We start from the raw sequence: 14,201 nt of genomic DNA, 5'->3' as shown, positions 1-14,201 counted from the left end.
GGCAAGGGCGGGTGAAGAAGAGCAGACACGAGTTAGAGTAACCGAACGATCGGTCGGGACAAGAGGGCCCGGCAAGCCTGTGGATAAGTCGGTGCGGGAGGATCGGGTCATGACAGCAATCGAGCGGTCCCGCACAGTGGCGGTCATCGGCGCCGGCACCATGGGACAGGGCATCGCCCAGGTCGCCCTCCTCGCAGGTCACCGCGTGCTGATCCACGACATCGACGCCCACGCGGCCCGCGACGGCGTCCAGCAGGTCCGCGACCGCGTCGAGCGGCTGGTCGCCAAGGGCCGGCTGGAACGAGCCGGGGCGGACGAGGCGAACGGCCGGATCAATGCGGCCCAGGCCCTTTCCGAGCTGGCCGACGCAGCCCTCGTCATCGAGGCCGTCGTGGAGGACGTCACCGTCAAGCAGGGGCTCCTCGCCGCACTTGAAGGGGTGGTTTCGCCGGACGCCCTGCTGGCGACCAACACCTCCTCCCTCTCCGTCACCGAGCTCGCCGCCGGCATGGCCCACCCCGGCCGCTTCCTCGGCCTGCACTTCTTCAACCCGGCCCCGCTGCTCCCGCTGGTCGAGGTGGTCAGCGGATTCGCCACCGACCCGGCCGCCGCCGAGCGCGCGTACGAGACCGTCCTGGGCTGGGGCAAGACGCCGGTCCGCTGCGCCGATACGCCCGGATTCATCGTCAACCGCATCGCCCGCCCCTTCTACGCCGAGGCCTTCGCGGTGTACGAGGAGCAGGGCGCGGACCCGGCGACCATCGACGCCGTGCTCCGCGAGAGCGGCGGCTTCAAGATGGGCCCGTTCGAGCTGACCGACCTGATCGGCCAGGACGTCAACGAGGCCGTCACCCGCTCGGTCTGGGACTCCTTCTTCCGCAGCCCCAAGTTCACCCCCTCGCTCGCGCAGCGCCGCCTGGTCCAGTCGGGCCGCCTCGGCCGCAAATCGGGGCACGGCTGGTTCCCGTACGGCCCGGACGCCCCGCTTGCGCAGCCGCACACCGCCGGTCCCGAGGAGGCTCCCGCCAAGGTCACCGTCGTGGGTGACCTCGGTCCGGCGGCCGGTCTGGTGGACCTGCTGGAGGAGGCGGGGATCGCCGTCACGGCGACCGGGCAGGGGGGTCCGTACATCCAGCTGCCCGGCGAGGGCCAGCTCGTGCTCGCGGACGGCAAGACCTCGGTCGAGTTCACGGACGTCGTCTACTTCGACCTCGCGCTCGACTACCGCGACGCCACCCGCATCGCGCTCTCCACCGGTGCGGACACCAGCGAGCGGACCCTCGCGGAGGCCGTCGGGCTCTTCCAGAAGCTCGGCAAGAAGGTCTCCGTCATCGGTGACGTCCCGGGCATGATCGTCGCCCGCACCGTCGCGATGCTGATCGACCTGACCGCCGACGCCGTCGCGCGCGGCGTGGCCACCGCCGAGGACATCGACACCGCGATGCGGCTCGGCGTCAACTACCCGCTCGGCCCGTCCGCCTGGCACGAGCGCCTCGGCCGCGACTGGGCCTACGACCTCCTGCACCACCTCGACGAACGCTGCCCGGGCGGCCGGTACGCGCCCTCGCTCGCGCTGTTCAAACTCGGTTACACGGAGGACGCGGCCGAGGAGGAGGCGGCCGAGGACGAGGCCGTGCACGAGGCGGGGGCCGTGGACGGCGGCGCGGGATACGGGGGCGGCCGGTGACCACGGCCAGGCGGGACACGTACACCCCCGAGACGCTGCTCTCGGTGGCGGTCCAGGTCTTCAACGAGCGCGGCTACGACGGCACCTCGATGGAGCACCTCTCCAAGGCCGCGGGGATCTCCAAGTCCTCGATCTACCACCACGTGGCGGGCAAGGAAGAGCTGCTGCGGCGGGCGGTCAGCCGCGCCCTCGACGGCCTCTTCGCGGTCCTGGAGGAGCCGGGCGCGCTGCGCGGCCGCGCCGTGGAGCGGGTCGAGTACGTCACGCGGCGCACGGTGGAGGTGCTGCTGGCCGAACTGCCGTACGTCACCCTGCTGCTGCGCGTACGGGGCAACACGCGGACCGAGCGCTGGGCGCTGGAGCGCCGCCGCGAGTTCGACCACGCGGTGGCCGACCTCTTGAAGGCCGCCGCGGCCGAGGGCGACCTGCGCACCGACGTGGACAGCCGGCTCGCCACCCGCCTGCTGTTCGGCATGGTGAACTCCCTGGTCGAGTGGTACCGCCCGTACCCGGGCGCGGACCACTCCCAGCTCGCGGACGCCGTCGTCCACCTGGCCTTCGACGGGCTGCGCACGAGCACGACCTGAACGCGCGAGGCCGGGCCGCCACGCGGGCCGGAGTGCGGGCCGGCGTGGCGGCTGCGCCCGGGGCGGCGCGGGCGGCACCGTCCGACGGCCGGGCCGCGCGCTGCGCCACCTGAACGGCTCCGTCCGTGCGGCGCCCGCCGCCCGTCCCCGCGACGATGGCCGCATGGCCCTTGACCCGGACATCGCAGCAGTCATGCACCGCTTCGGCGTCGACGGGCCGCCGCCCGTCCCGCTGCCGGGCGCCGCCGAGAGGCGGGCCGGCCACCGCGAGTTCGTGCGGGCCCTCGCCCCCGAGGCGCCGCTGCCCGCGGGATCCGTCGCGGACGACACCCTCGCCGGGGTGCCCGTACGGATCTACCGACCGCGGCCCGCGGGCCCCGCGCCGGCCGTCGTCTACTGCCACGGCGGCGGCTTCGTCGTGGGCGACCTGGACACCCACGACGCGATCTGCCGCCGCCTGTGCCGGGACGTAGAGGCGGTCGTGGTCGCCGTCGGCTACCGGCTCGCGCCCGAGTACCCCTTCCCGGCGGCCTACGAGGACTGCCTCGCCGTCGCCCGGGACGTGGCCGGCCACCCCGAGCGCTTCGGCGGCGGCAGCGGCGTGTTCGCGCTCGCCGGGGACAGCGCGGGCGCCACCCTCGCCGCGGCCGTGGCCCTGGCCCTGCGCGACGCGGGCACGCCCGTCGCCGCCCAGCTGCTGGCCTACCCGGTCACCGACCTCACGGGCCGCGGCGGCTACCCGTCGATGGAGGAGAACGCCACCGGCTACGGGATGACCACCGCCACGATCGAGAACGACATCCTGCTGTACGTCGGCAACGACCCCGGGGCCGCCGCCGACGACCGCGTCTCGCCGCTGCTCGCCGGGTCCCACCGGGGGCTGGCCCCGGCCGTGATCGGTGTCGGGGGCTTCGACCCGCTGCGGGACCAGGTACTGGCCTACGCCCGCACGCTGGAGGAGGCCGGGGTCGCGGTGCGCTCGCACCTCTACCCCGGGCTCGTCCACGGCTTCATGGACTACGCCGCGGTCGTGCCCGCGGCGGCCGCCGCCGTCGCGGAACTCTTCGGCGAGCTGCGGGCACTCCTGCGGCCCGCGGCCGCTCATGCCGCTACGGCTGTTCCTCGGTGAGCGGGGTGAGCGCCGGGCCGCCGACCGGGCCGGGATCGAGCAGGTCCGTTTCCTCGAACACCAGCAGCGTCCGCGTGGACAGGACCTCCGGGATCGACTGGAGGCGGGTGAGGACCAGCTCGCGCAGGGTGCGGTTGTCCGGGGTGTGCACCAGCAGGAGCACGTCGAAGTCCCCGCTCACCAGGGCGATGTGCGCCGCGCCCGGCAGCTCGCGCAGCTTTTCGCGCACCGTGCGCCACGAGTTCTGGACGATCTTCAACGTGATGTACGCCGATGCGCCCTGACCTGCGCGCTCGTGGTTCACCCGGGCCGTGAAGCCCTGGATCACGCCGTCGTCGATCAGACGGTTGATCCGCGCGTAGGCATTCGCCCGGGACACGTGGACCTGCTCCGCGACCGACCGTATCGACGTCCGGCCGTCCGCCTGGAGCAGCCGCAGGATCGAGCGGTCGATCGGGTCCAGTGGCCGCGGCGGGGTGGGAGCCGCGGCGGCGGAACCGGGCGGCGGTCCGGAAGGGGCGGGCGGTGCGGGTGGTGCCGTCTTGGCCCCTCCGGGCGGGACCGGTGCGGATCCCCCGGCGGAGCCCGCCGCGGCCATTTGTTCATCCGGCATTGCCCACTGCCTCCCTCTCCTGGACGTCCTGCATCCATCCCAGGGCCCCGGCGCCACTTTGTCCACAGCCTGGAGGCGCCTGTAGCCAAATTGCGCAGACAACCGAACAATCGGTAGGTGAGGCGCCTCACATCCGGGGCACTCCTGCCCGCTTCCTACGAGGAGGTGTACGCCGCCATGACGGTCCAAGAGCTGCCCGGTGCCGGGGCGTCCCACCGTTTGACCCCGCCGCCCGCCTGGAGGCCGCGTACGGACGCCGCCGCGCTGCTCCCGGACCCCGAGCCCTACCGGGTGCTGGGCACCGCCGCCGCGGACGAGCTCGACGCCGAGCTGATGCGCCGGTACTACGCCGAGCTGGTGCGCGGACGCCGCTACAACGCCCAGGCCACCGCGCTCACCCGGCAGGGGCGGCTCGCCGTCTACCCGTCGACCGTCGGCCAGGAGGCCTGCGAGATCGCGGCCGCGCTGGTCCTGGAAGACCAGGACTGGCTCTTCCCCAGTTACCGGGACACCCTGGCGGCCGTGGCGCGCGGCCTGGACCCCGTACAGGCGCTGACCCTGCTGCGCGGCGACTGGCACACCGGATACGACCCGCGCGAGCACCGGATAGCCCCGCTGTCCACGCCGCTCGCCACCCAGCTCCCCCACGCGGTGGGCCTGGCGCACGCCGCCCGGCTGCGCGGGGACGACGTGGTCGCGCTCGCCATGGTCGGCGACGGCGGCACCAGCGAGGGCGACTTCCACGAGGCGCTGAACTTCGCCGCCGTGTGGCAGGCCCCGGTGGTCTTCCTCGTCCAGAACAACGGCTTCGCGATCTCCGTCCCGCTCGCCAAGCAGACCGCGGCCCCGACGCTGGCCCACAAGGCCGTCGGGTACGGGATGCCCGGCCGGCTCGTCGACGGCAACGACATCGCCGCGATGCACGAGGTGCTGACCGAGGCCGTCCAGCGGGCTCGTGCGGGCGGCGGGCCGACGCTGATCGAGGCGGTCACGTACCGGATCGAGGCGCACACCAACGCCGACGACGCGACCCGCTACCGCACGGACTCCGAGGTGGAGGCCTGGAAGGCGCACGACCCGGTGGAGCTGCTGGAGCGTGAGCTGACCTCGCGCGGGCTGCTGGACGCGGAGGGCATACAGGTGGCCAAGGACGCGGCCGAGGCGATGGCGGCGGCCCTGCGGGACGCGATGAACGCAGAGCCGGTGCTCGACCCGATGGACCTCTTCGCGCACGTCTACGCGGAGCAGACCGGGCGGCTGCGCGAGCAGGCGGAGCTGCTGCGCGCCGAGCTTGAAGCGGAGAACGAGTGATGACGACGGTGGCGGTGCAGCCGGGGACCAAGCCGGCGACCATGGCGCAGGCCCTCGGCAGGGCGATGCGCGACGCGATGGCCGAGGACCCGACGGTCCACGTGATGGGTGAGGACGTCGGCACGCTCGGCGGGGTCTTCCGGATCACCGACGGCCTCGCGAAGGAGTTCGGCGAGGACCGCTGTACGGACACCCCGCTCGCGGAGGCCGGCATCCTCGGCGCCGCGGTCGGCATGGCCATGTACGGGCTGCGGCCGGTCGTGGAGATGCAGTTCGACGCGTTCGCGTACCCGGCGTTCGAGCAGCTGATCTCGCACGTCGCGAAGATGCGCAACCGCACGCGCGGCGCGATGCCGCTGCCGATCACCATCCGCGTGCCGTACGGCGGCGGGATCGGCGGGGTGGAGCACCACAGCGACTCCTCCGAGGCGTACTACGTGGCGACGCCCGGGCTGACCGTGGTCACCCCGGCGACCGTCGAGGACGCGTACGGGCTGCTGCGCGCGTCGATCGCGAGCGACGACCCGGTGGTCTTCCTGGAGCCGAAGCGCCTGTACTGGTCGAAGGCGCAGTGGTCGCCCGACGCTCCGGCCGAGGTGCCGGGCATCGGCAAGGCGCTGGTGCGGCGGACGGGCACGAGCGCGACGCTGATCACGTACGGGCCGTCGCTGCCGGTGTGCCTGGAGGCCGCCGAGGCGGCCCGCGAGGAGGGCTGGGACCTGGAGGTCGTGGACCTGCGCTCGCTCGTCCCGTTCGACGAGGAGACGGTCGTCGCCTCGGTACGCCGCACGGGTCGCGCCGTGGTGGTCCACGAGGCTGGCGGCTTCGGCGGACCGGGTGCGGAGATCGCCGCCCGGGTGGCGGAGCGCTGCTTCCACCACCTGGAGGCGCCGGTGCTGAGGGTGACGGGGTTCGACATCCCGTACCCGCCGCCGATGCTGGAGAAGCACCATCTGCCGGGTGTGGACCGGATCCTGGACACCGTGGGACGCCTGCAGTGGGAGAACTGATGCCGCAGGTACTGGAGTTCAAGCTGCCCGACCTCGGTGAGGGGCTGACCGAAGCGGAGATCGTCCGCTGGCTGGTGGCGGTGGGCGACGTCGTCGAGATCGACCAGCCGGTGGTCGAGGTCGAGACGGCCAAGGCGATGGTGGAGGTGCCGTGCCCGTACGGGGGCGTGGTCACCGCCCGGTTCGGGGAGGAGGGGACCGAACTGCCGGTCGGCGCGCCGCTGATCATGGTGGCGGTGGGTCCTGCGGATCCGGACCCGGCTCCGGAGTCGTCCGGCTCCGGGAACGTGCTGGTCGGGTACGGCACGGACCACTCGCGTCCGGCGCGCAGGCGGCGGATCCGGCCGGGGGCCGCGACGGCCGTGACGGCTCCGGTGGTGCCTGTTCCGGTTTCGGCTCCGGTGGGGCCGCTGGGGCCGGTTCCGGTGATCTCGCCGCTCGTACGCAAGCTCGCCCGGGACAACGGGGTCGATCTGCGGGAGCTGCGGGGGTCGGGCCCCGAGGGGCTGATCCTGCGGGCGGACGTGGAGGCGGCGCTGCGGGAGCAGGCCGCGCCGGCGCCGGCTCCGGTGGCGGCCGCCGCGGGGGCCGTGGGGTCGGTGGGAGCTCCTGTGGGTGAACGGATCCCGCTCAAGGGACTGCGCGGGGCGGTGGCGGAGAAGCTGTCGCGCAGCCGCCGCGAAATCCCGGAGGCCACCTGCTGGGTGGACGCGGACGCCACCGAACTGATGGCGGCCCGGGCCGCGATGAACGCCGTGGGCGGCCCCAAGATCTCGGTGCTGGCGCTGCTGGCCCGGATCTGCACGGCCGCGCTGGCCAAGTACCCGGAGCTCAACTCCACCGTGGACCTGGCGGCGAAGGAGATCGTCCGGCTCCCGGCCGTGCACCTGGGCTTCGCCGCGCAGACCGAGCGGGGCCTGATGGTCCCGGTGGTGCGGGACGCCCACACGCACAGTCCGGAGTCCCTGTCGGCGGAGTTCGCCCGGCTCACCGAGCTGGCGCGGGCCGGGAAGCTGGCGCCGGCGGACCTGACGGGCGGGACGTTCACCCTGAACAACTACGGGGTGTTCGGGGTCGACGGCTCCACGCCGATCATCAACCACCCGGAGGCGGCGATGCTGGGTGTGGGCCGGATCATTCCGAAGCCGTGGGTCCACCAGGGCGAACTCGCGGTGCGCCAGGTGGTCCAGCTGTCGCTGACCTTCGACCACCGCGTCTGCGACGGCGGCACGGCCGGCGGCTTCCTGCGCTACGTGGCGGACTGCGTCGAATCCCCGGCGGTCCTGCTCCGCTCGCTGTAACGGCGGGGCCGGGTCCCCCGCAGGGCCTGGTCCCCCCGCGGGGCCGGGCCCGCGGGGCCGGGCCCGGGGGGCCGGCTGCGGCCCCGCCGGGCCCGGGTGGGTTCCCGACCGGCGGCGTGCACGCCGCCCCGGCCCTGCGAGCACGGCTCGGGGGAGCGCTACCGGTACCAGTCGTCTCCGCCCGCGGCGAGCGAACGTCCCAGGTAGTCCCGGAGGTCGCCGGCCACCCAGCGGCGGCTGTCGGTCTCGTGTTCCCAGACGAAGACGTCCGGCCTCCGCGGCGTCTGCACGAAGGCGAACTGGTCTCCGCCGCCGTTGTCCCCGAAGAACAGGAGGGCGTCGAACGGCATGTACAGCTGAGAGCGAAGGAGCTGTCCGAGCGGAAGTAGAGGTTCTGCTCGACGACCTGTTCGATGGTCCAGACGGTGTCCACGCCGGTCCGCCCGACGATCCCGTTGCTCTCCGTCAACAGCTGCTTGAGCCCGGCCGGAAGCTCCTCCCCGAGCTTCCGCTCCGCCTCGGCCAGGACCGACTCGTCGGTGGGATCCCTGAAACCGGCGTCGGGGAACACGTCACGGGCCGTTCGTCTCCACATGACGCGCAAACGTAGCCAGACCAGGTGGGACAGGGGTCAGGGGAGGCGGGGCGGGGTCCAGGCGGCGTGGCGGAGGATCGCGCGTGGGGCCACTGCCGCCGGGGTCAGGCGGAGGGCCGTGTTGCGGAGGGAGACGGCCAGGGGGTGGCGCAGCTGGTGGGTCGGCCGGCGCGGCGGCCCGCTCCAGCACGATCACCTCACACCCGGTGAGGTGCAGCCCGATGCTTCCGGACCCGGGCAGCCTTGCTCACCGCCCTCGTACGCCGTCTCGTGGTCCGCGACCAGGCCGAACACCAGGCAGCCGGTGAACGCGCCGTGCAACCCCGCACCCCTGCCGAACTGACCGACGCCCGCGCCGGGCTGACAGCGGCCCGGCCGGCGCCGGGAGAAGGCCGCCGGCGCTCGCCGGCTCGCTACGCGTGCGCCCTGGAGAGCGTGCGCGACCCGGAGCTGCGCGAAGATCCTCGTGCCGCGCGAGAACGCCGGGCGGGACGTCGTACGCACCTTCTTGGCGGCCCACGGCGTTCCCGACCCGGAGTCCCGCACCCCTGGCGCTGTCGGCCTCGGTCGACGGTCTCGTCCTCGACCAGCTGCCGGCGGCGAGGTGTCACGTGACGCCCTGGAGGGGCTCGTCGCGGCCGCCCTCAGGTGACCGGGGTCAGACGGTGAGCAGCAGTTTGCCGATGTGGGCGCTGGACTCCATCACCCGGTGGGCCTCGGCGGCCTCCGCCATCGGGTACGCCGCGTGGACCACCGGCCTGACCCGGCCCGACGAGACGAGCGGCCAGACGTGCTCCCGTACCGCCGCCACGATCGCAGCCTTCTCCTCCAGCGGCCGTGAGCGCAGCGACGTCGCCGTGACCGCCCCCCGCTTGGCCATCAGCGCCCCCAGGTTCAGCTCCGCCTTCACCCCGCCCTGGAGCCCGATCACCGCGAGCCGGCCGTTCACGGCCAGCGCGTCCAGGTTCCGCGCCAGGTACTTGGCGCCCACGATGTCCAGGATCACGTCCGCCCCGGCCCCGTCCGTCGAGGCCCGCAGCTCTTCCACGAAGTCCTGCTCGCGGTAGTCGATAAGGATGTCGGCGCCCAGCTCCGCACAGCGCGCCAGCTTCTCCTTGCCGCCCGCCGTCACCGCCACCCGGGCGCCGACCGCCTTGCCCAGCTGGATCGCCATCGTGCCGATACCGCTGGACCCGCCGTGTACCAGCAGGGTCTCGCCGGGACGCAGCCCGGCCACCATGAACACGTTCGACCAGACCGTCGTCACGACCTCCGGCAACGCGGCCGCCGTCACCAGGTCCACCCCGGCCGGCACCGGAAGCAACTGCCCCGCCGGGACCGCGACCCGCTCCGCGTAACCGCCGCCGGCCAGCAGCGCGCACACCTCGTCGCCCACCGACCAGCCGGAGACACCCTCTCCGACCGCGACGATCCGCCCGGAACACTCCAGCCCCGGATGACGGGACGCACCGGGCGGCGGGTCGTAGAAGCCCTGTCGCTGGAGCACGTCGGCGCGGTTCACGGCGCTCGCCGCGACCTCGACGAGTACCTCGCCCTGGCCTGCCACCGGATCGGGAGCTTCGGCCCACACCAGGGCCTCGGGTCCGCCGGGCTGCTCGATGGTGATCGCATGCATGGCCCGGAGGCTACCCGGAAAGCCCTGACGGCGCCGCCGCCCGACCGGCCCGGACGATGGTGATCAGACGGTCCGTCGACTGGAGCGGACTCGCGTGGGGATCGTCGTAGGCGAGCAGCCGGTGCCCCCGCAACACGCTCACCACCAGGTCCTCCGTCTCCCGCACCCCCTTGCCGACCTCCGGCTTGGTGACGGGCCGTTCGATCAGGTCCAGGCCGCTGCCCTGCTGGATCAGGTCCTCCATCACCGTGCCCGCGCTCGGGCTGAGCACCGACAGACCCAGCAGCCGCCCGGCCGCGCTCGCGCTCGTGATGACCGCGTCCGCGCCCGACTGGCGCAGCAGCGGCGCGTTCTCCTCCTCCCGGACCGTGGCGACGATCTTGGCACCGCGGTTGAGCTGGCGTGCCGTCAGCGTCACCAGGACCGCCGTGTCGTCGCGCTGGGTGGCGACGACGATCTGCCGGGCCTTGGGCAGTTCGGCGCGCAGCAGCACATCGGAACGGGTGGCGTCGCCGACGACACCCGTCAGTCCCTCGGCGGCCGCCACGTCGATCACCTTGGTGCTCGGATCGACGATGACGACCTGTTCCTTGGCGAGCCCGGTGGCCAGAAGTGTCTGGAGGGCCGAACGGCCCTTCGTGCCGAAGCCGACGACAACCGTGTGGTCACGCACGTTCTTCCTCCAGCGCTTCAGCCGCCACTCTTCCCGCGTCCGCTCCGTCAGCACCTCCAGCGTGGTCCCGACCAAGATGATCAGGAACACGATGCGCAGCGGCGTGATCAGCAGGGCGTTCACCAGCCGCGCACTGTCGCTGTAGGGGACGATGTCGCCGTAGCCGGTCGTCGACAGCGTCACCGTCGCGAAGTAGACGCAGTCGAGGAAGTCGACGGTTTCGTCGGCACTGTCGTGATAGCCCTCGCGGTCGAGCCACACGAGCAACACCGTCAGGCACATCACGAACAAGGCCATCAACAGCCGTTGTGCCACCTGCCGGAGCGGTCTCTGGACGACGCGCTTCGGGAGGGTGACGCGCCGTGCCACGAGCGCCTCGTCGGCGCGCCGGGCCATTGCGTCCTGGCCGGGCTGTTTCACGTGAAACATCCCCCGGAGGCCCAGGGCAGGTCGAGCATTTCCAGCTCCTGCCCCGACCGCGCGCCGTGCGGCGGTACGACGGCCAGCGCGTCGGCGGCCGCCACACCGCGCAGCATCGCCGGGCCGTGGTAGCGCAGCGGCACCGCGTGTTCCTCCGTCAGCAGGACCGGCACGAGCCGGGTGTCGTACGGGTGGCCGGGCACGTCACCCTGCACCGGCACCGCGTACCGGGGGCGCCGGCGCCTTCCGGCGAGGGCGCGCAGCAGCGGTTCGGCGAGCGTGAGCAGCCCGGAGACCGAGGCCAGTGGATTGCCCGGCAGCCCCACCAGGTGGCGGCCGTCGACGCGGTCACCGATCCGGGCCAGCAGCATCGGATGCCCGGGGCGCACGGCCACCCCGTCGACGAGCAGTTCGGCCCCCGCGCGCACCAGAACGGGGTGCACGTGGTCGACGGGGCCCGAGGCGGTGCCGCCGGTGGTGACGATGACATCGGCGGTGGACGTGGTGACGGCCTCGAACAGGGCCTCGGCTCCGGCGGGGTCGTCGCCGAGCCGTCGTGTGCCGGTGACTTCCGCGCCGAGCCGGGTGAGCCAGGGGCCGAGCATGGGACTGAGGGCGTCGCGGATGAGACCGTCGCGGGGGCGTCCCTCGGTGAGCAACTCGTCGCCGAGCACCAGGATGTCCACCGTGGGGCGGGGACGGGTCTCCAACTCGTCGTACCCGGCGGCGGCCGCCAACCCGAGCAGAGCCGGGGTGACCAGTGAGCCGGCCGGCAGCAGCAACTCCCCGGAGCGGCACTCCTGGCCGCGCGGGCGGATGTCCTGGCCGGTGACGACGGGCCGCAGCGCGTACAGCTGGGAGCCGTCCTCGCGGGCGTGCTCGCTGCGGATCACGGCGGTGGTGTCGGCGGGGATCCGGGCGCCGGTGGCGATCGGCACGGCCTCGCCGTCCGCGAGGGGCTCCGGCCGGTCGGACCCGGCCAGTATCCCGGCGCCGGTCCGCACCGACCAGGGGCCGGGACCGGCGACTGCCCAACCGTCCATGGCGGAGGTGTCGAAGGAGGGCAGGTCCGTGAGCGCGTCGAGGGGCTCGGCCAGGACCTCGCCGAGCGCGTCGGAGAGCGGGACCCGGTGGCTGCGGGGGCGGACGCCCGAACCGGCCCGGACGGCGGTTTCCCTGGCCCGGGACCAGGGCGAGGCGCGGTGGCCGCCCGCGGCGCGGGCCGCGTCGGGCGCGTCGAGGGGGCCGGGCGCGCCGGAGGCGTGGGGGGTGGGATCGCGGCTCACCAGGGCGAGGGCTTCGTCCAGGGCGCGGTCGGCGTCGGTGCGGGTCATCCGTTGCCGGCTTCCGGGCCGTCTTCGGTGGCGGATCCGGGGCGGGCTCCGGGGGCGGGGGCGGGGGTTTCCTCGGCCCAGCGCTGGGCCAGGGCGGCGGCCTTGCGGGACGCTTCGGCGACGGCTTGGGCGGGGTCAGCTCCGGTCGCCTCGGCCCGGGCCGCGGCGTAGCCCACGAGGAAGGTGGTCAGCGGGGCCGCGGGCCGGTCGACGCCGTGGGCGGCGTCACGGGCGAGGTCGAGCAGGGCCTTGGTGTCGACGGCGACATCGATGCCCAGCTCGTTCTTGACGGCGGTGATCCATTGCTCCAGCACGGTCCCATGCTCTCTGATCCGGGCGCGGGCCGTCGCGAGGTCCTCCCAGGTGTCGCAGTCGAAGGAGGCGAGTGGCGCAGCGCCGGTGACGGTGGTGAGGTCGAGTTCGGTGGTGAGGGCGCGCAGCGGCAGCCCGGCCAGGGTGCCGTGCTCGGTGGCCAGGAGGGCGATTTCCCGGCGCAGGGGTTCGGTCCGGTAGGCGGCGACGAGGGGCTGGTCGCGGCCGCCGGGGTCGCGGAGCATGACGCCGTCGGGGCCGGGCGCGTCGAGCAGGGCGCGGACGGTGTCCCGGTCCAGGAAGGGCAGGTCGGCGGAGAGCACGAGGACCCGTGCGGCCGACGTCTGGCGGAGCCCGGCGTCGAGCGCGGCCACGGGGCCGCCGCCGGGCGGGACCTCGCGGGTCCAGCGGACGGGGCGGGTGGTGGGGCGACGGGCGCCGACGACGATGGTGACGGCGGCGTCGGCGCAGGCGTCGAGGACGCGGTCGAGGAGGGTGCGGGCGCCGACGTGCAGGCCGGGTTTGTCGGCCCCGCCGAGTCGCTGCGCGGCGCCGCCGGCGAGGACGATCGCGTCGTAGCTCATACCGATGAGTATGCGGGGGGTGTGTTGCGGGCGGGTTCCGGCCCGCGCCGTGGCCTTGCGGCCCGGCCGTGAGGTGGCTGCGCCTCAATCGCCGGCGGGGCTGGATTCGGCGCCCGGGGCCGGGTTCGGTGCCCGGTCGGTTGGGTGCGGCTTACGGGTCGGGGCTCTGCCCCGGGCCCCGCGCCTCAATCGCCGGCGGGGCTGGATGTGGCGGTCCTGCTCGGTGGGGCTGCGGGGCCGGGTTCGGTGCCCGGTCGGTTGGGTGCGGCTTACGGGTCGGGGCTCCGCCCCCGGCCCCGCGCCTCAAACGCCGGCGGGGCTGGATGTGGCCCTGCTCGGTGGGGGCTGCGGGGCTGGAGTGGCGGCCCTGCTCGGTGGGGCGGATGGCCCGGCCGGTGGGGGTGCCGGCCGGGCGGCGGGGCTTAGAGGTACGGGCCCGAGCGGATGGCTCCGTGGGGGCCCTCTTCGTCGTCGTCGTGGGAGGCGCCCGGAGGGAGGGCGCGGCGCATCTGTTCGAGCTGGGCGCGGGCGGCCATCTGCTGGGCGAACAGGGCCGTCTGGATGCCGTGGAACAGGCCCTCCAGCCAGCCCACCAACTGCGCCTGCGCGATCCGCAGTTCCGCCTCCGAGGGGATCGCCTCCTCCGTGAACGGCAGGGAAAGACGCTCCAGTTCCTCCACCAGCTCGGGGGCGAGCCCGTCTTCCAGTTCCTTCACCGACGCGGCGTGGATGTCCTTGAGCCGGACCCGGCTCGCCTCGTCGAGAGGTGCGGCGCGTACCTCTTCCAGGAGTTGCTTGATCATGCTGCCGATCCGCATGACCTTGGCGGGCTGTTCGACCATCTCCGTCACCGGGACCTCGCGCGACTCGTCATCGGCGCCGCCGACCGCCGTCCCGTCTTGTCCCACGATCAGGACGTTCGGGGGGCTGTCCTGCGACCGTTCACTCCTCGGCATCTCCATGCCGACATTCTCTCGCACACCTCCGTACGCACACGGTGTGCCCCCGC

The 14,201-nt window shown here is 73.7% G+C and carries 13 protein-coding genes and 1 pseudogene; 7 read left to right on the top strand and 7 right to left on the bottom strand.

The genetic code is table 11. The annotated features are described in order from the left end of the window. Window positions 1-109 precede the first annotated feature (109 nt). From OHA81_RS15910 to OHA81_RS15900, 3 genes are all read left to right on the top strand, one after another. Window positions 110-1,687 (top strand): 3-hydroxyacyl-CoA dehydrogenase, encoded by a 1,578-nt coding sequence (locus OHA81_RS15910; RefSeq protein ID WP_329196590.1) that lies wholly within the window; start codon window positions 110-112, stop codon window positions 1,685-1,687. Then, on the top strand, window positions 1,684-2,274 hold the full coding sequence (locus OHA81_RS15905) for a TetR/AcrR family transcriptional regulator (RefSeq protein WP_329196588.1): 591 nt from the start codon (window positions 1,684-1,686) through the stop codon (window positions 2,272-2,274). The genes OHA81_RS15910 and OHA81_RS15905 overlap by 4 nt, the downstream gene beginning before the upstream one ends. Window positions 2,275-2,437: 163 nt before the next feature. Continuing rightward, window positions 2,438-3,403 (top strand): alpha/beta hydrolase, encoded by a 966-nt coding sequence (locus OHA81_RS15900; protein WP_329196586.1) that lies wholly within the window; start codon window positions 2,438-2,440, stop codon window positions 3,401-3,403. On the opposite strand, the gene OHA81_RS15895 is transcribed toward OHA81_RS15900, so the two are convergent. Further along, window positions 3,384-4,016, bottom strand: coding sequence for an Lrp/AsnC family transcriptional regulator (locus tag OHA81_RS15895; protein WP_329196585.1), 633 nt, complete (start codon window positions 4,014-4,016; stop codon window positions 3,384-3,386). The two genes, OHA81_RS15900 and OHA81_RS15895, sit on opposite strands and share 20 nt — an antisense overlap. 177 nt (window positions 4,017-4,193) lie before the next feature. Between OHA81_RS15895 and pdhA the strand changes: the two genes are divergently transcribed. The 3 genes from pdhA to OHA81_RS15880 are packed head-to-tail and all read left to right on the top strand — an operon-like array spanning window position 4,194 to window position 7,638. Then, on the top strand, window positions 4,194-5,327 hold the full coding sequence (gene pdhA, locus OHA81_RS15890) for a pyruvate dehydrogenase (acetyl-transferring) E1 component subunit alpha (RefSeq protein ID WP_329202314.1): 1,134 nt from the start codon (window positions 4,194-4,196) through the stop codon (window positions 5,325-5,327). After that, the gene (locus OHA81_RS15885; protein ID WP_329196583.1) at window positions 5,327-6,337 is read left to right on the top strand and encodes an alpha-ketoacid dehydrogenase subunit beta; all 1,011 of its coding nucleotides are present in this window, start codon (window positions 5,327-5,329) and stop codon (window positions 6,335-6,337) included. Before pdhA ends, OHA81_RS15885 begins: the two co-directional genes overlap by 1 nt. Continuing rightward, a complete protein-coding gene (locus OHA81_RS15880; protein ID WP_329196581.1) occupies window positions 6,337-7,638 on the top strand; it encodes a dihydrolipoamide acetyltransferase family protein in 1,302 nt (433 codons plus the stop codon). The genes OHA81_RS15885 and OHA81_RS15880 overlap by 1 nt, the downstream gene beginning before the upstream one ends. A 158-nt stretch (window positions 7,639-7,796) precedes the next feature. On the opposite strand, the gene OHA81_RS15875 is transcribed toward OHA81_RS15880, so the two are convergent. Continuing rightward, window positions 7,797-7,988, bottom strand: a complete 192-nt coding sequence (locus tag OHA81_RS15875; protein WP_443056555.1) for an SMI1/KNR4 family protein — start codon at window positions 7,986-7,988, stop codon at window positions 7,797-7,799. A gap of 470 nt (window positions 7,989-8,458) precedes the next feature. Between OHA81_RS15875 and OHA81_RS34615 the strand changes: the two are divergent. Continuing rightward, a pseudogene (locus tag OHA81_RS34615) lies at window positions 8,459-8,885 on the top strand (TetR family transcriptional regulator C-terminal domain-containing protein); the annotation flags it as partial. 6 nt (window positions 8,886-8,891) lie between these two features. On the opposite strand, the gene OHA81_RS15865 reads toward OHA81_RS34615, so the two are convergent. The 5 genes from OHA81_RS15865 to OHA81_RS15845 form a co-directional block, all read right to left on the bottom strand. Next, window positions 8,892-9,869, bottom strand: coding sequence for an NAD(P)H-quinone oxidoreductase (locus tag OHA81_RS15865; protein ID WP_329196579.1), 978 nt, complete (start codon window positions 9,867-9,869; stop codon window positions 8,892-8,894). Between the two features lie 10 nt (window positions 9,870-9,879). Next, complete coding sequence (locus OHA81_RS15860) at window positions 9,880-10,971, bottom strand: potassium channel family protein (protein ID WP_329196577.1); 1,092 nt, start codon at window positions 10,969-10,971, stop codon at window positions 9,880-9,882. Continuing rightward, window positions 10,959-12,296: a molybdopterin molybdotransferase MoeA gene (locus OHA81_RS15855; protein WP_329196575.1), complete on the bottom strand. Its 1,338-nt coding sequence runs from the start codon at window positions 12,294-12,296 to the stop codon at window positions 10,959-10,961. Before OHA81_RS15855 ends, OHA81_RS15860 begins: the two co-directional genes overlap by 13 nt. Further along, entirely contained in the window at window positions 12,293-13,192 is a 900-nt protein-coding gene (locus tag OHA81_RS15850) for an NTP transferase domain-containing protein (protein ID WP_329196572.1), read from the bottom strand. Before OHA81_RS15850 ends, OHA81_RS15855 begins: the two co-directional genes overlap by 4 nt. Before the next feature lie 422 nt (window positions 13,193-13,614). Continuing rightward, complete coding sequence (locus OHA81_RS15845) at window positions 13,615-14,154, bottom strand: bacterial proteasome activator family protein (protein WP_329196570.1); 540 nt, start codon at window positions 14,152-14,154, stop codon at window positions 13,615-13,617. Window positions 14,155-14,201 lie beyond the last annotated feature (47 nt).

This window comes from Streptomyces sp. NBC_00667, from assembly GCF_036226825.1.
Lineage (GTDB): Bacteria > Actinomycetota > Actinomycetes > Streptomycetales > Streptomycetaceae > Streptomyces.
This window is presented reverse-complemented; position numbering and strand designations above follow the sequence as displayed.